The organism is Salinicoccus luteus DSM 17002, assembly GCF_000712035.1.
Classification (GTDB): domain Bacteria; phylum Bacillota; class Bacilli; order Staphylococcales; family Salinicoccaceae; genus Salinicoccus; species Salinicoccus luteus.
The window spans coordinates 24,179-38,680 of the sequence record NZ_JONV01000013.1 but is presented as its reverse complement, the minus strand read 5'-3'; the positions used below and the strand labels follow the sequence as shown (position 1 = coordinate 38,680).

General features: G+C 46.3%; 18 protein-coding genes and 2 rRNA genes. 18 read left to right on the top strand and 2 right to left on the bottom strand.

Annotated features, from left to right (window positions below; all coding sequences use genetic code 11):
• The 11 genes from BO53_RS0109855 to rsmI all read left to right on the top strand — a co-directional run.
• Positions 1 to 147 (top strand): 23S ribosomal RNA (locus BO53_RS0109855); the annotation flags it as partial.
• A gap of 80 nt (positions 148 to 227) precedes the next feature.
• A 5S ribosomal RNA gene (gene rrf, locus BO53_RS0109850) occupies positions 228 to 342 on the top strand.
• 102 nt (positions 343 to 444) lie between these two features.
• The gene (locus BO53_RS0109845; protein ID WP_031547744.1) at positions 445 to 1,692 is read left to right on the top strand and encodes a PLP-dependent aminotransferase family protein; all 1,248 of its coding nucleotides are present in this window, start codon (positions 445 to 447) and stop codon (positions 1,690 to 1,692) included.
• Positions 1,689 to 2,321 carry a dTMP kinase gene (tmk, locus tag BO53_RS0109840; protein WP_031547742.1) on the top strand — a complete coding sequence of 211 codons (633 nt, stop codon included), beginning with the start codon at positions 1,689 to 1,691 and terminating at the stop codon, positions 2,319 to 2,321. The genes BO53_RS0109845 and tmk overlap by 4 nt, the downstream gene beginning before the upstream one ends.
• Positions 2,318 to 2,647, top strand: a complete 330-nt coding sequence (locus BO53_RS0109835) for a cyclic-di-AMP receptor (protein ID WP_031547740.1) — start codon at positions 2,318 to 2,320, stop codon at positions 2,645 to 2,647. The genes tmk and BO53_RS0109835 overlap by 4 nt, the downstream gene beginning before the upstream one ends.
• Before the next feature lie 12 nt (positions 2,648 to 2,659).
• Positions 2,660 to 3,574 carry a hypothetical protein gene (locus BO53_RS0109830; protein ID WP_031547739.1) on the top strand — a complete coding sequence of 305 codons (915 nt, stop codon included), beginning with the start codon at positions 2,660 to 2,662 and terminating at the stop codon, positions 3,572 to 3,574.
• A gap of 6 nt (positions 3,575 to 3,580) precedes the next feature.
• A complete protein-coding gene (locus BO53_RS0109825; protein ID WP_084185015.1) occupies positions 3,581 to 4,390 on the top strand; it encodes a PSP1 domain-containing protein in 810 nt (269 codons plus the stop codon).
• The gene (locus BO53_RS0109820) at positions 4,390 to 4,704 is read left to right on the top strand and encodes an initiation-control protein YabA (protein WP_031547735.1); all 315 of its coding nucleotides are present in this window, start codon (positions 4,390 to 4,392) and stop codon (positions 4,702 to 4,704) included. Before BO53_RS0109825 ends, BO53_RS0109820 begins: the two co-directional genes overlap by 1 nt.
• A gap of 36 nt (positions 4,705 to 4,740) precedes the next feature.
• Positions 4,741 to 5,469, top strand: a complete 729-nt coding sequence (locus BO53_RS0109815; RefSeq protein ID WP_031547734.1) for a tRNA1(Val) (adenine(37)-N6)-methyltransferase — start codon at positions 4,741 to 4,743, stop codon at positions 5,467 to 5,469.
• The gene (locus BO53_RS0109810) at positions 5,462 to 5,776 is read left to right on the top strand and encodes a GIY-YIG nuclease family protein (RefSeq protein WP_084185013.1); all 315 of its coding nucleotides are present in this window, start codon (positions 5,462 to 5,464) and stop codon (positions 5,774 to 5,776) included. Before BO53_RS0109815 ends, BO53_RS0109810 begins: the two co-directional genes overlap by 8 nt.
• Positions 5,712 to 6,536 carry a 16S rRNA (cytidine(1402)-2'-O)-methyltransferase gene (gene rsmI, locus BO53_RS0109805; protein ID WP_051683086.1) on the top strand — a complete coding sequence of 275 codons (825 nt, stop codon included), beginning with the start codon at positions 5,712 to 5,714 and terminating at the stop codon, positions 6,534 to 6,536. The genes BO53_RS0109810 and rsmI overlap by 65 nt, the downstream gene beginning before the upstream one ends.
• 28 nt (positions 6,537 to 6,564) lie before the next feature.
• On the opposite strand, the gene BO53_RS0109800 is transcribed toward rsmI, so the two are convergent.
• Positions 6,565 to 6,843: a transition state genes transcriptional regulator AbrB gene (locus BO53_RS0109800; protein ID WP_031547729.1), complete on the bottom strand. Its 279-nt coding sequence runs from the start codon at positions 6,841 to 6,843 to the stop codon at positions 6,565 to 6,567.
• Positions 6,844 to 7,141: 298 nt separating this feature from the next.
• Here BO53_RS0109800 and metG point away from each other — a divergent pair, with 298 nt between their 5' ends.
• The 5 genes from metG to BO53_RS0109775 all read left to right on the top strand — a co-directional run bounded on the left by metG (position 7,142) and on the right by BO53_RS0109775 (position 11,758).
• Positions 7,142 to 9,115, top strand: a complete 1,974-nt coding sequence (gene metG / locus BO53_RS0109795) for a methionine--tRNA ligase (protein WP_031547727.1) — start codon at positions 7,142 to 7,144, stop codon at positions 9,113 to 9,115.
• An 11-nt stretch (positions 9,116 to 9,126) separates the two neighbouring features.
• Positions 9,127 to 9,891, top strand: a complete 765-nt coding sequence (locus BO53_RS0109790; RefSeq protein ID WP_031547725.1) for a TatD family hydrolase — start codon at positions 9,127 to 9,129, stop codon at positions 9,889 to 9,891.
• Between the two features lie 75 nt (positions 9,892 to 9,966).
• Positions 9,967 to 10,521, top strand: coding sequence for a ribonuclease M5 (rnmV, locus tag BO53_RS0109785; RefSeq protein WP_031547723.1), 555 nt, complete (start codon positions 9,967 to 9,969; stop codon positions 10,519 to 10,521).
• A 1-nt stretch (position 10,522) separates the two neighbouring features.
• Positions 10,523 to 11,419, top strand: coding sequence for a 16S rRNA (adenine(1518)-N(6)/adenine(1519)-N(6))-dimethyltransferase RsmA (rsmA, locus tag BO53_RS0109780; protein WP_031547721.1), 897 nt, complete (start codon positions 10,523 to 10,525; stop codon positions 11,417 to 11,419).
• A 75-nt stretch (positions 11,420 to 11,494) separates the two neighbouring features.
• On the top strand, positions 11,495 to 11,758 hold the full coding sequence (locus BO53_RS0109775) for a Veg family protein (RefSeq protein WP_031547719.1): 264 nt from the start codon (positions 11,495 to 11,497) through the stop codon (positions 11,756 to 11,758).
• An 84-nt stretch (positions 11,759 to 11,842) separates the two neighbouring features.
• On the opposite strand, the gene BO53_RS0109770 is transcribed toward BO53_RS0109775, so the two are convergent.
• Positions 11,843 to 12,406, bottom strand: a complete 564-nt coding sequence (locus BO53_RS0109770) for an NADPH-dependent FMN reductase (RefSeq protein ID WP_031547717.1) — start codon at positions 12,404 to 12,406, stop codon at positions 11,843 to 11,845.
• Between the two features lie 175 nt (positions 12,407 to 12,581).
• On the opposite strand from BO53_RS0109770, the gene BO53_RS0109765 reads away from it, so the two are divergent.
• Both BO53_RS0109765 and BO53_RS0109760 read left to right on the top strand, forming a co-directional pair.
• Positions 12,582 to 13,493: a response regulator transcription factor gene (locus BO53_RS0109765; RefSeq protein WP_031547715.1), complete on the top strand. Its 912-nt coding sequence runs from the start codon at positions 12,582 to 12,584 to the stop codon at positions 13,491 to 13,493.
• 160 nt (positions 13,494 to 13,653) lie between these two features.
• Positions 13,654 to 14,502 (top strand): ABC transporter ATP-binding protein, encoded by an 849-nt coding sequence (locus BO53_RS0109760; RefSeq protein WP_031547713.1) that lies wholly within the window; start codon positions 13,654 to 13,656, stop codon positions 14,500 to 14,502.

Sequence of the window (14,502 nt, the reverse complement as noted above, 5' to 3'; positions counted from 1 at the left end):
AGTGCTGAAAGCATCTAAGCATGAAGCCCCCCTCAAGATGAGATTTCCCCATTAGATCCCTCAGAGATGATGAGGTGGATAGGTTCGGCGTGTAAGTGTGGCGACACATTCAGCGGACGAATACTAATCGATCGATGACTTATTCAATTAATGAAAACCGTGTTGGTTTTCTGCGCGGCGCATTGTTTCTATCCGGTTTTGAATGTATATCATTCAACCTTATATTGTCCGGTGGCAATGGCGGAGAGGCCCCACCTGTTCCCATGCCGAACACAGCAGTTAAGCTCTCCAGCGCCGATGGTAGTTGGACTGACGTCCCGTGAGAGTAGGACGCCGCCGGGCAATTACATACAAGGATTCCTTTAATAGGAATCCTTTTTTTGTGTTATTGGAGTTATTCTGCTTATAATTAAAGGAAAATATAGTGAACCCAGTGGTGAATATATGGAACTGTATAAAAAAATTACTGAGAAGATACGGAATGGATCCATTTCGATGCATGTACCAGGACACAAAAATAATACAATTGGCCGTCTATCTGATTTTGATTGGCGTTATGATATGACAGAGATAGAGGGACTGGATGATCTTCATGAACCTAATGGGGTACTTGATCGGCTGAATGCGGAGATTGCCACAAAATATGAAGACTACAAGGCGCAGGTGATGGTCAACGGGACTACGAACGGGATTATATCTGCTCTATATGCCCTCTCGCAAACTCACGAGCGGTTTATCGTCATTAAAGGCGCGCATAAGTCCATCTACCATGGTTTGGATCTCACGAATTCACCGTACCAGGAGATAGCTTTGGAAGAGGTCTATTCATATGACATCAAACCGCGGGATGTTGTGCTCATTACTTATCCTACGTATATCGGGGAGTGTTTTGATATAGAGAACGTCATCCATCACATCCATTCCCTGCAGGGGTTGGTACTGACGGATGAGGCCCACGGAGCCCATCTGGATATAGCAGAAGGGTTTCCGTCTTCCTCAATGAAATTCCATTCGGATATCACGATCCAGTCCTATCATAAGATGTTGCCTGCTTTGACAATGGCCTCGGTGATTTTTGTGAGGGATGAAAAATTATATGAAAACATCATGAAATACATCAACTACTTCGAAACCTCGAGCCCTTCCTACCTGGTCATGCTTTCTATAGAACAGGCACACGTGTTCTATAGGAACTATTCAGCTGATGAATTCTTTCAGAAAAGGGCGCTGTTGATTGAAACCATGAAAAAAGCAGGACTTCAGGTGAGTCAGCAGGATGATCCAGCAAAGCTTCTTCTGGGACATAAGGAGTTGACTCCTTTCATGCTGCACGATGTCTTCACTGATCTTCATATCTACCCGGAGATGGTGACGGATGAAGGTGTTCTGTTCTGCCTTCCACTGTTTCATATAGGGGACAAGTATCCATTTTCGCCGCTCATCGAACGTATCGGGATAATGGATTTCAGGGCAAGGAAACCTGAACCGGTTCAGGTACAGGTCGATATATTAGAGGGAGAGAGATGCGTGAAAAGTATTGTCCCCTATCCGCCCGGCATTCCGCTCGTCCATGAAAACGAATTGATCACACGGGCACACCTTAAATCGATTAAGCACTATCTGCGTAATCGTGTTAGAATAGAAGGTATAAAATACAATATAGAATACTACAGTAATGAGGGTAATCAATGAGCCATTTCATAACTTTTGAAGGACCGGAAGGTTCGGGGAAGACAACGCTCATCGCCCGGGTTTTCGAATATCTTTCCAAGTCACATGAAGTGATCATGACGCGGGAACCTGGCGGCATAGGGATAAGCGAAATGATCAGGGAAATCCTTTTGGCAAAAGGGAACGACATGGACGAAAGGACCGAAGCATTGCTTTTTGCTGCATCCAGACGCCAGCATCTTGTAGAAAAGGTGATTCCGGCGCTGGAAACAGGCAAAATCGTCCTGTGCGACCGCTTTATAGACAGTTCCATCGCCTATCAAGGTTATGCGCGGCATCTAGGGACTCAAGCAATAATGGATATCAACCGTTTCGCAATAGAAGACCATATGCCGGATTTGACAATCTATCTGAAGCTGGATCCTGAAATCGGACTTGAGCGCATTTCCAGTAATGAACGGGACCACAACAGATTGGATGCCGAAGAAATAGACTTTCATAAAGATGTTGTTATGGGTTATAATGAATTATCAGAAAATTATCCGAACCGCATTAAAACAGTGGATGCAAGCCAGTCGCCTGATAGGGTGATGGAGGATGCGATAAACATAATTAACCAATACTTGAATCAAGAGGTGAATCAGTCATGAAAATGATAATCGCAATTGTACAGGATCATGACAGTCAAAGGTTGGCTGATCGGTTGGCTAAAAATGACTTCAGGAGTACAAAACTGGCTACGACAGGCGGGTTCCTGAGGGCAGGAAATACAACGTTCCTTTGTGGTGTCAGAGATGAACGTGTGGACGAACTCCTCACACTGATCGATGACACTTGTGGGAATCGGGAGCAGACAGTGGCTCCAGTCACACCAATGGGAGGAAATGCAGACTCCTACATCCCATATCCGGTCGAGGTTGAAGTGGGCGGCGCGACAGTATTTGTACTGCCCATTGAACAATTTGAAAGATTTTAAGAGTGAGACGCTATGAAGGCTGAAAACAGCATCGTTGAAAACCAGTTGAATCGAATTATAGAAAATGGCAGATTGAGTCATACTTACATGTTTGAAGGGGACGCGATAGAGACGTTAAAGCGTTATAGTGAATATTTTGCACTGAATATCCTTGGGCATACACCAAGGAATGCGCGGCTGATTTCAGAAGGCAATCATCCGGACTACTTCTATCTTGAGACTTCAGAAACGAGTATCAAGAAGGAAGCGATTGAAGATCTCGTCCGGCGAATGAACCGCAAACCGACGGAATCCGAGTATAAGGTCTATGTGATTGAAGCCTTTGAAAAGCTGACACCTCAGGCGGAAAATAGCGTTTTGAAGTTTCTTGAAGATCCTCCGGACAAAACGATTGCAATTCTGCTTACCATAGATAAAAGCAGCATACTTCCCACCATCCACTCGAGGGCTCAGCACATCCATATTAAAGGAGAGCGTGATGACCGTATAAAGATGCTGGATTCATTGAGCCAAGCAGAGCTTACCACCGTAGATATATTGGCTCTGAATGCCCAGCATGTCAAAGATCTTGAGGATTCATTTTCAAGTCTGAGGCAGGCTGCGATGGATTTTTCAGCAAAATGGCTCGGGAATCATCCACTGGTACTGATAGAGATCAGACCGATGCTCGACCTGTGCCATAGCAAAAGGGATCATGCCCTTCTTCTGCAGATGATTGATGGCTATATCAGACAATGTCTGCATGAACTGCTGGAACTCGAAGATTTCAAACCATTCGGGGATGAAGTGAAAAATATGAAAGCAGGGCAGCGTGTGGAAAAGCTGTCGCACATGCTGGAGGAAGTTCAGACTGCAAACCGTCTGCTCCAATCCAATGTGCATCCAATGCTCGTATTTGAAAGTATGGTTATCTGCTCGAAAGGTTGAATGATTATGATAGAACTCATCACTGCTACCCAATTGGACTATTTCGATAATATATATATAGAAGCGAAGGAAGACATAGTCGAACGCGATGACTTCATTGTCACAGAGACAAAGCGTGGTATTGAAATGCTGCGTGTTGTGAAATCGAATTACCGTGTTTCAAAAGATAATATTGTGGAGCCGGATGGCAGGTTCATCCGCAAAGCAACAGAAGAAGATGTGGAGACGTTCCATAACAACCAATCTCTGGCACAGGAAGCACTGGGTTTCTGCAAGGAAGCTGTCGTACAGGAAGCACTCGACATGCAGCTCGTCAACGCCAAGTATACAATGGACCGTAAGAAGCTCATTTTCAATTTCACAGCAGATGAAAGGGTGGACTTCAGGAACCTTGTGCGAGTACTGGCGACCCGCTTCAAGACCCGCATCGAATTGCGTCAGATCGGCGTAAGGGATGAGGCTAAATATCTTGGAGGCATCGGTCCATGTGGACGCGCACACTGCTGTTCGACATTCCTTGGAGATTTCGTTCCGGTGAGCATACAGATGGCCAAAAACCAGGATCTGTCGCTGAGTCCGACAAAGATTTCAGGGGCATGCGGCCGCCTGATGTGCTGTCTGAATTATGAAGATGAATATTACGAAGATGCACGAGAGCAGATGCCCGATGTTGGACAGACGATCGAGACGCCTGATGGGCGTGCAGTTGTAATCGGCATGAACATACTGGATCTGGTCGTGAAAGTGAAGTATAAGGATGACTATATACGTGAATATCACTGTGATGAATTGAATGCAGCCGGCGGGGTGCAGTAATGGACCGGGAACGCCTGTTTACGCACATCAGCAAACTCGAAGCGGATATGAATCATATGTATGAGGAGCTTCAGACGCTGAAGGAGCTCTCGGTTCGTCTTGTGGAGGAGAATGTAAGCCTTCAGATGGAGAAGGACAACTACGAGCAGCTTTTGGCGAAAGAAGAATCCGAGAAAGCGAAGTCATTCAAACAGAATACTTTAAACAACCTCTATGATGAAGGTTTCCATGTGTGCAGCATCCATTTTGGTACACACCGCCATGGCGAGGACTGTCTGTTCTGCCAGGGCTTCCTTCAGCATAGGAACAACTAGGCGGCTTCGGCCGCTTTATTTATTGAGGGTGAAGACATGTTAAAAGAAGGCGAACGTGTGGATGAGCTATTCAGGGAATCGATGAAGATCATCCAGAGCAAGGCGGTGTTCTCATTTTCTGTGGATGCGCTGCTGTTGGCAAACTTCACACGTTTTTTGAAGAGGGATGGTCGCATCATCGATCTATGTTCCGGAAATGGGGTCATTCCGCTATTGCTATCGCACCGGACGGGACTGCCAATTGAAGGGGTGGAAATCCAGCCCGAACTCGTTGATATGGCAAAACGCAGCATCGAGATGAATGGAAAGACGTCGCAGATTCAGCTTTGCCAGGGAGACATCAGCAACATTAGGGAGATGTATCAGCATTCCACATTCGATGTCATTACAGTAAACCCGCCGTATTTCACGAACAACCAGCCGTTAAAGGACAAAGGCCCCCACAGCATCGCCCGTCATGAAATCCATATCGACCTCAAGGGAGTCATCGGAGCGGCACGGTTCCTGGTGAAGAATAAGGGCCGGCTTTATATGGTACATCGTGCAGAACGGAGTATGGAAGTGGTGAATGAGCTCTTTAATGCTGGGTTCCGCGTCCGTCGGATCCAGTATGTCTATAATGACGTTTCAGCCGGGACGGCGCTGTTTGTCCTGGTAGAGGCCATATTCAACAGTCAGGCTTATGCGGATGTTTTGCCACCGCTCTATATCTATGACACACAGGGAAACTATACGGACGAGATGATGGCGGTCTACTATGGCTGAGCACTTCGTCTATATCGTGAAATGTGCCGATGATACACTCTATACCGGCTATGCAAAAGATGTCGCCAAGCGGCTGGAGAAGCATAACAGTGGCATGGGGGCCAAGTATACCCGCAACCGGAGACCGGTCGAGCTCATGTATCATGAAGCACATAATACAAGAAGTGAAGCGCTGAAGCGCGAGCATGCAATAAAAAAACTGTCCAGACAGGAAAAGCTGGCATTGATCAGGAGGGATGGATGTGCAACTCTATATCACGGGGACGCCGCTCGGCAACCTCGAAGACATGACCTACAGGGCGGTTGAGACGCTCAAAAACGTAGATGTCATACTGTGCGAGGATACACGTACAACACGGAAGCTGACCACACATTTTGATATCGATACACCCCTCAGGGCATATCATGATTTCAATAAGGAGGAAGTGGAAGACCGGATCATCGAAGAGATGCATGATGGCCGAACGTTCGCCCTGGTAAGTGATGCAGGAATGCCGGTCATTTCCGATCCCGGTTTTGAACTGGTCGCCCGAATGCAGGATGAAGGGCTTGAACACGTGGTCATCCCATCAGGTTCCGCGTTTGCAATGGCTCTTGTCGCAAGTGGCATCCCCTCATACGAATTCACCTACTTCGGTTTTCTGCCGAAGACAGGGGGGAAGCGGAAGAAGAAGCTGAAGGAAATCATGGCCCATGAGCTGACCTCTGTGCTGTATGAATCGCCCCATAAGATAAAAGATACAGTGGCAATGATCAGAGATATTGATGAAAGCAGGATGGTCAGCATATCGAGGGAAATCACGAAAAAATTCGAACAGCATATAAGAAGGCCGGCCTCCGAAATGCTGGAGCTGTTGGGCGGAAAGGTCCCTTTGAAAGGGGAGTTCGTCATCGTCATCGAGGGAGCAGAAGCAGAATCGGTACACTTCGACATACCAGTGGCCGAACATGTGGAGGCACTCACAAAAGAGGGGCTGACACCAAAGCAGGCAATCAAGAAAGTGGCGGAAGCCCGCGGGCTGAAGAAGCAGGATGTCTATGACGAGTTTCATGAAACAAAAAAATAAGCGGTGGTCGCCGCTTATTTTTTATGCATTACTTATTCATTTTTGACTGTATTTCTTCGATGAGCTTCTCTGCGCCTTCCTGGCTCAGAATAATGCGGCCGTCTGCAAGGCGCATGTTCTGTTCCGAGACATCTCCAGTGACGGCACATGTCATCTGTGGTTTATATTTCTTGAGAATGATTGTATCGTCATCCGTATATATTTCAAGTGCATCCTTGACTTCAATGTCAAGTACACGCCTCAGTTCTATAGGGATGACCACCCGTCCAAGTTCATCCACTTTACGTACAATCCCTGTTGATTTCATAAGAATCCCTCCATAATTTCATTCATCCACTTACCCTATGCCACCTTCCTATCCATGTCCAAGAAGACATCATGAAAAGGGAGGATCAGTATCTAGATTGGTTACCCAAGATAAAATTAATGAAACATCGAATTATCATATTTCCCAACAATTGTCAATAAACATATGACGGTTCTCTGTTGAGTTCTTGCTGATTATAGCATATTGCTTCCTCAGGTGCCAATATAAACCACTGATATTATTGAAAAAAACCGCTATATTAGTTATATTTAATAGATGAACAAATAGGAGGAAGAGCATGGAGAAACCAACTTACTATATCACCACACCGATATATTATCCAAGTGGAAAGTTGCATATCGGCAACGCCTATACAACGATTGCATGCGATGTCATGGCAAGGTACAAGCGCATGCGCGGATATGATGTCTATTATCTGACCGGTGCTGATGAACATGGCCAGAAAATAGAGAAAAAAGCAGAAAAAATGGGCATTTCGCCACAGAAATATGTGGATGATATGGCAGCATATATGCAGAACCTCTGGTCGCTTCTGGAAATCACCAATGACCAGTTCATCCGTACGACGAGCCCGGGCCACAAGGCTGCAATCCAGAAGATATTTGACAAGCTCTACGAGCAGGGTGACATCTATCTGGGTGAATACGAAGGCTGGTATTCCGTCGAAGATGAGGAATTCTTTACAGAAACCCAGTTGGAGGAAGTCTACCGGGATGATGCCGGCAATATGATCGGCGGCATGGCGCCAAGTGGTCATGAAGTGGAACTCGTTAAGGAAGAAAGCTACTTCTTCAAAATGAGTAAATATGCAGAACGCCTCGAGAAGTTCTATGAGGAAAATCCGGGCTTCATCCAACCGGAATCCCGCAGGAATGAAATGCTGAACAACTTCATCCGTCCGGGTCTTGAAGATCTGGCAGTATCCCGCACGACATTCGACTGGGGCATACCTGTCAAATCCAACCCGGAGCACGTGGTGTATGTATGGATTGATGCCCTGTGCAACTACATTACGGCACTCGGCTACGAGGCGGATGATGACGGTCTGTTCCAGAAATATTGGCCTGCGGACCTCCATATGATCGGCAAGGAGATTGTTCGTTTCCATGCCATCTACTGGCCGATCATGCTTATGGCACTTGATCTGCCACTGCCGAAGAAGATACTCGGCCACGGCTGGCTGGTGATGAAAGACGGCAAGATGTCGAAATCGAAAGGCAATGTCGTCTATCCGGAAACGGTTGTGGATCGCTATGGTCTTGATGCGCTCCGCTATTATCTGATGCGTGAAGTGCCATTCGGTTCTGATGGCGTCTTTACACCGGAAGCCTTTGTCGACCGTACGAACTATGACCTGGCAAACGACCTCGGGAACCTGGTCAACCGTACAATCTCCATGATCAACAAGTACTTCGACGGCAATCTGCCTGACTACACAGGACACAACAATGCATTTGATGAAAGCCTGGAGAGTACTGTATACGAGAACGTCAAACTCTATGAGGCAAGCATGGAGGAGATGGAATTCAACAAGGCGCTCAGAGCCGTATGGACGATCATCAGCCGTACGAACAAGTATATTGATGAGACACAGCCATGGGTCCTCGCAAAAGACGAGGCAGAGCGCGAAGCATTGGGCAGTGTCATGGTCCACCTGGCGGAAAACATCCGCATCATCGCAATCCTCCTGAAGCCATATCTGACACATGGGCCAAAAGAGGTCTTCAGACAGATGAACGTGACGGATGAATCGCTGCAGACATTCGACTCCATCCTGTCGTACGGAAGCATCCGTACAGCAGGCCAGATGATTGCGAAACCGGAACCGATCTATCCGCGTCTGGATGTGGAGGCGGAAGTCTCTCATATCAAAGATCTTATGACTCCGGATGCCCCAGAGGAAGAAGATGAAGAAACAGATGAGGCGGAGAAGATCACAATAAAGGATTTCGACAAGGTGGAAATCAAAGTTGCGACGGTCATTCATGCAGAAGGCATCAAGAAAGCGGACAAGCTCCTCAAAATCGAGGTGGACCTTGGAAGTGAGAAGCGTCAGATTGTAAGCGGCATCCGTGAGGCGTATGAACCTGAGGATATCGTCGGCAAGAAAGTGCTTGTAGTGACGAATCTCGAGCCGGTGAAGCTTCGGGGAGAATTGTCCCAGGGCATGATCCTTACAGCCGAGAAGGGCAATCATTTGACGCTGATATCAGTGCCAAGCGGAATCGAGAATGGCAGTACAGTCAAATAAGGAGGCATATCATGCTTATTGATACGCATGTACATCTGAATGCAGACCAGTATGATGAAGACCTGGAGGCCGTCATCGAACGCGCGGAAGAAGCGGGTGTCGGCAAGATGGTGGTCGTCGGTTTCGACAGGAAGACGATTGAACGCACGATGGACCTGATTGACCGATATGACAACATATACGGAGTCATCGGATGGCATCCGGTGGACGCCGTAGACTGTACAGATGCGGACCTTGCATGGATCGAGGAGCTGTCGGGTCACGAAAAGATCGTCGGCATCGGTGAGACGGGTCTCGACTATCATTGGGAAAAGTCTCCGCATGATATCCAGAAGGAAGTCTTCAAAAAGCAGATCGCACTTGCCAAACGTGTCAATCTTCCAATCATCATCCATAATCGTGAAGCGACATTGGACTGTGTTGAAATCCTGAAATCAGAAGGTGCCCATGAAGTCGGAGGCATCATGCATGCATTCAGCGGGACTCCTGAGATTGCAGATGAAGTCATCGATATGAACTTCCACGTTTCCCTGGGCGGACCTGTGACGTTCAAGAATGCCCAGGATCCAAAAGAAATCGCCAAGCATGTGCCAATCGACAAACTTCTGGTGGAGACGGATGCGCCGTATCTGGCCCCACATCCATACCGTGGAAAAAGGAACGAACCGGCCCATGTGAAGCTTGTTGCCGAAAAGATAGCCGAACTCAGGGAGATATCCTATGAGGAGCTGGCAAAGCAGACAACCGAAAATGCCGAAAGGCTTTTTAAGATATAGAAATAAAATCACCGCGCTGACGGTGGTTTTATTTTTTACATGAAAAATATGATATTATGGAAACGAGGTGCATACATGGATAGACCGGTAATAAAGGAAGTCATCATCGTCGAGGGCAGGGATGATACTAGGCGTCTGAATGAAGCTGTTTCCTGTGAAACAATCGAGACGAAAGGTTCAGCCATCGACGAAACGGTGATGCGTGAAATAGAGGTGGCGCTGGCCACGAGAGGTGCAATCATATTTACCGATCCGGATTATCCCGGACAGAAGATCCGCAATACGATACTCGAAAGATTCCCGAACATTAAAGAGGCTTTCATGCCCCGGGCCAAGGCGAAGGGAAGAAACGGGGGAATCGGGATAGAGCATGCGGCTGTGGAGGATATCATCGAAAGTCTCTCACAAGTGTATACAGGCGCGTCGGATTATGAAGAGAAGATCACCATTCAGGACATGGTTGGATGGGGACTGTCGGGAAACAAGGAAGCTGCAAACCGCCGGACCTACTTGTGCAATCGGCTGAACATCGGTTATGCCAATGCAGGGCAGTTGAGGAAGAAGTTGAACCGATACAGTATTGAGCATGCACAGATTGAACGGATACTAAATGAATTAAAAGGTGAATAGAATGAAGGATATTGCGACAGTAGGAAGAACGAAACAAATATTGGCAGATCATGGTTTCACCTTCAAGAAGAGTCTTGGACAGAATTTCCTGGTCGATCTGAATGTCATCAGGGAAGTGCTGAACAAGGCCGGCATCACGAAGAGCACGGGTGTCATAGAAGTGGGGCCGGGCATTGGCTCATTGACCGAACAGCTTGCGAAGCGTGCGGGCAAAGTGGTCGCTTTCGAAATCGATCAGCGTCTGATCCCCGTACTTGAAGATACGCTCTCCCCATACGACAATATTGAAGTGATCAATGAGGATATATTAAAAGCGGATATCAGAAGGACGATTGCCGAAGAATTTTCGGAATTTGATGAAGTGATCGTCGTTGCAAATCTGCCCTATTACATCACAACGCCCATACTGATGAATTTTCTGGAGCAGAATCTCCCGATTGCACGCTTCTATGTCATGATGCAGAAGGAAGTGGGGGAACGGATCAGTGCGGAACCGGGCAGCAAAACATATGGGTCGTTGTCCATCGCAATCGATTATTTTACAGAAGCACGTGTGGTTCAAAATGTTCCCAAGTCCGTATTCATGCCACCGCCGAATGTGGATTCCATCATAGTGGAGATGGTGCGCCGTGAGAACCCTAAAGTGGAAGTGGAGGATGAGGCGCTATTCTTCAAGCTGACACGTGGTGCATTCGGGCAGAGGCGAAAGACGATCCTCAACAACTATTCGAGTATCTTCGAAGATGGAAAGAAGAAAAAAGATTCCATTCATCAGATGCTCGAGCAGGCGGGCATCGATCCGAAACGACGCGGCGAGAGTCTTTCTACGGAGGATTTCGAAAAAATATATAATGCCCTTAAGGCATTTCCGGAGCTTAAAGTAAGCGGGGATATCTGAAAATTGACTGAATTTACTCGGAATTTTGACAGAATTATGTAAACTTGCTATAATGGATGTAGTGAGGTGGGCCAAATGCCAAAAACTTTAGTCGACATCAAAAATATTCTTGATTGTCAATTGGGGAATCCAGTTTTACTCCGTGCAAATGGAGGACGCAAGAAATTGATTGAACGACGGGGTATTCTTAGAGAAACGTATCCTTCTGTCTTCGTCGTAGAACTCGATCAGGAGGAACATAGCTTTGAAAGAGTGTCATATACATATACGGATGTATTGACATCAAACGTTGAAGTGACATTCTATAATGAAGAGAGAGAAGCATTTGTAATCCAATAATCGAACGGCGGCCGCCATCCCGAGATGGCGGCTATTTTTTTTATCGAACACAGAAAAGGACAAGCGACAGCTTGTCCTTTTCTGCTATCTGATTGTTTTGAGCCCTTTGGCCCAGTTCACTGTCGTTGTAATGACATTTTCCATCGTCCCATTGTGTATCTCCGCGGGTTTGAAAGTCGTCATGTTTTCAAAATCGGTGAATAGACTGAAGGCACCGAATGGTGTTACTGTCGCGATGTTCAGGTTGCCGAGTATCTGGCGCAGGGACAGTGTTGCTGCGACTGCAAGTGTGGAACCATAGCCCACGATGCCCGCTGCCTTGTTCGCCCATTCCGGTCCAATGTAGTCGATGGCGTTCTTCAGTGAAGAAGTAATGCTCTTGTTGTACTCGGGTGTGATGAAGATGAAGCCATCAAGTTCATCTATCTTCTGTGACCACGCATTTACCGTATCCTTGGAGTATTCCTTATTTGCCATGGCAGGCGGTACATCTTCATTGAACATCGGGAAGTCGTACTCTTTTATATCAACGATTTCAAATTGTGCATCCAAATCCATCTTTTCTGCGAAATCCTTCACCCATTCTGCGACCTGCAGATTAACCCGCGCAGGACGCGTGCTGCCTGTAATGATTCCAATTTTGACCATAAATGATACCTCCATTAAGATATATTCTAGTTATAAAAAGTAACTTACTTTTTATATATTACATTAAACGAATCAGATTTCAACCTTTTTGACTTAAACGCTAACCATATTTGTGGAAGCAGAAGAACGCAACTATAATATAATATACATACAATCGGATTTTGAGGTGAGCGGAATGAATGAAATCAGAGTTTCCGAAGTGATCGGTAAGGAGAACGAGCAGACAATAGCATTTGAACCAGGGGAATCAGCCGTTATACAGATGCCGGTGGGGTATATCAATAGAATCACCGGTATGGTGAAAAATTCACAGTCTATCTTCTTACTCGAGAGCTCAATGCCATCCTATAACCGTCTGACAGTACGCGAACAGCTCAGATTCATTGCAAAGTGGCACGGCAGCGAATTGAAGGTTGAAAATATCATCAGACAATACGAGCTCGAACCTTGGCAGAAGACACAACTTTCCAAATGTACTGAAGAAGTTATCCAGAGGATGGGTTATATCCATGCAATGATTTCTTCACAGAAAAATATCCTTGCGGTAGATCCTTTGCATAGTGCCACGGTCAATAACATCCATCTATTCCATAAAGCGCTCCAACAGATGAAGCGGACGGGCAAAGCCATGGTGATTATTACTCAGAGCACAGAAGAAGCATTTGTACTGTCACCAGACATATGTAAGCTTAATGAGCAGGGGCTTAAACCAGTGGCGACAGATGATACTTCAGAGGAGCCAAATGTTAAGCTCAAGAGGCTGAAGGCAAAATATCAGGATAAGACGATTTTTATAGATCTTGAAGATATAGAATATATAGAAAGCAATGAAGGGAAGGTTCTGCTAAATATTTCCCGGGAAAAGTTTGTGATGGAAGGTACACTTGCCCAGATAGACGAAGATTTGAGAAGCTACGGCTTCTACAGATGCCATCGTTCATACATCATCAACTTGGAAAAAGTGAAGGAGATTATTTCCTGGTCGAAAAACACATATTCGGTGGTTATGGATAATCCGGAAAAGACCAAGATTCCCTTGTCCAGGACAAAATATAATGAAATCCAGGAATTATTGCTGCACCACTAGTACAATCCGGCTGAAATGAGTACATTTCAGCCGGATTTGTTCACCCTCCATCTTTCTCCATCCACAATCCACCCCGATTATTCAACATCTCAAAGGGAATCCATCGCTGCAGGTTTATGGAGTTCCTATAATGGAATCATCGAAAGGTGGAGGTTGAATCATGGATAGAGTAATCATCTTGGAAAAAGTGAAGAAACATTTTGGCAATGAAGAAGCGCTGAAAGGTATGACGATTGAAATCGCGAAAGGCGAAGTGTTTGGTCTGTTGGGACCGAGTGGGTCTGGAAAGACGACTACCATCAAAATACTGACAGGCGAACTCGAACCCTCGGAGGGCCGGGTTGAAGTGCTGGGCCAGTCACATGAATCATTCAATAGTACACAATATGTAAAGTCGTTGGGCATACTTTCCGACAACAGCGCATTGTATGAGCGCCTCACTGTAAAGGACAACTTGGCACTTTTCAGAAAGCTATACAATACAGAGCAGACGAAAGTGGATCAGGTGCTGAAAGATGTAGGTTTGGAAAAACATATCAATAAGAGGGTCAAGGATCTGTCCAAAGGTATGAAGCAGCGCATACTGCTGTGCAAGGCGGTCCTTCATGAACCGGAAGTGCTCTTCCTTGATGAACCGACAAGTGCCCTTGATCCTGCCACGACAGAGAGCATTCATGCCATGCTTCTTAAAATCAAGGCACAAGGCACAACAATCATGCTGACGACGCATAATATGGACGAGGCGACAGCGCTTTGCGATACTGTTGCTTTTCTGAACAATGGAACAGTCACCGAAATGGGTTCTCCGGAGTCGCTCAGGCAAGCCTACAAGACCAATGAGATGCATATAACGTATAAAAATGGAACGACCAGACATATACAGAGATCCAAAGAAAATAGAACACAGCTGGAAACTGCCCTATTCGATCCGGAAGCCGTCAATATAGAAAGCGACTATCCAACATTGGGCGAAGTATTCAAAAAAGTAACCGGAAAGGAGCTTGTCTAA

Coding starts and splice junctions, on each gene's coding strand:
- BO53_RS0109845 (WP_031547744.1), top strand. CDS start 445: ATGGAACTGTATAAAAAAATTACTGAGAAGATACGGAATGGATCCATT.
- BO53_RS0109765 (WP_031547715.1), top strand. CDS start 12,582: ATGAATGAAATCAGAGTTTCCGAAGTGATCGGTAAGGAGAACGAGCAG.
- BO53_RS0109820 (WP_031547735.1), top strand. CDS start 4,390: ATGGACCGGGAACGCCTGTTTACGCACATCAGCAAACTCGAAGCGGAT.
- rnmV (WP_031547723.1), top strand. CDS start 9,967: ATGGATAGACCGGTAATAAAGGAAGTCATCATCGTCGAGGGCAGGGAT.
- BO53_RS0109810 (WP_084185013.1), top strand. CDS start 5,462: ATGGCTGAGCACTTCGTCTATATCGTGAAATGTGCCGATGATACACTC.
- BO53_RS0109800 (WP_031547729.1), bottom strand. CDS start 6,843: ATGAAATCAACAGGGATTGTACGTAAAGTGGATGAACTTGGACGGGTG.
- rsmA (WP_031547721.1), top strand. CDS start 10,523: ATGAAGGATATTGCGACAGTAGGAAGAACGAAACAAATATTGGCAGAT.
- tmk (WP_031547742.1), top strand. CDS start 1,689: ATGAGCCATTTCATAACTTTTGAAGGACCGGAAGGTTCGGGGAAGACA.
- BO53_RS0109760 (WP_031547713.1), top strand. CDS start 13,654: ATGGATAGAGTAATCATCTTGGAAAAAGTGAAGAAACATTTTGGCAAT.
- BO53_RS0109775 (WP_031547719.1), top strand. CDS start 11,495: ATGCCAAAAACTTTAGTCGACATCAAAAATATTCTTGATTGTCAATTG.
- BO53_RS0109770 (WP_031547717.1), bottom strand. CDS start 12,406: ATGGTCAAAATTGGAATCATTACAGGCAGCACGCGTCCTGCGCGGGTT.
- metG (WP_031547727.1), top strand. CDS start 7,142: ATGGAGAAACCAACTTACTATATCACCACACCGATATATTATCCAAGT.
- BO53_RS0109790 (WP_031547725.1), top strand. CDS start 9,127: ATGCTTATTGATACGCATGTACATCTGAATGCAGACCAGTATGATGAA.
- BO53_RS0109815 (WP_031547734.1), top strand. CDS start 4,741: ATGTTAAAAGAAGGCGAACGTGTGGATGAGCTATTCAGGGAATCGATG.
- BO53_RS0109825 (WP_084185015.1), top strand. CDS start 3,581: ATGATAGAACTCATCACTGCTACCCAATTGGACTATTTCGATAATATA.
- BO53_RS0109835 (WP_031547740.1), top strand. CDS start 2,318: ATGAAAATGATAATCGCAATTGTACAGGATCATGACAGTCAAAGGTTG.
- BO53_RS0109830 (WP_031547739.1), top strand. CDS start 2,660: ATGAAGGCTGAAAACAGCATCGTTGAAAACCAGTTGAATCGAATTATA.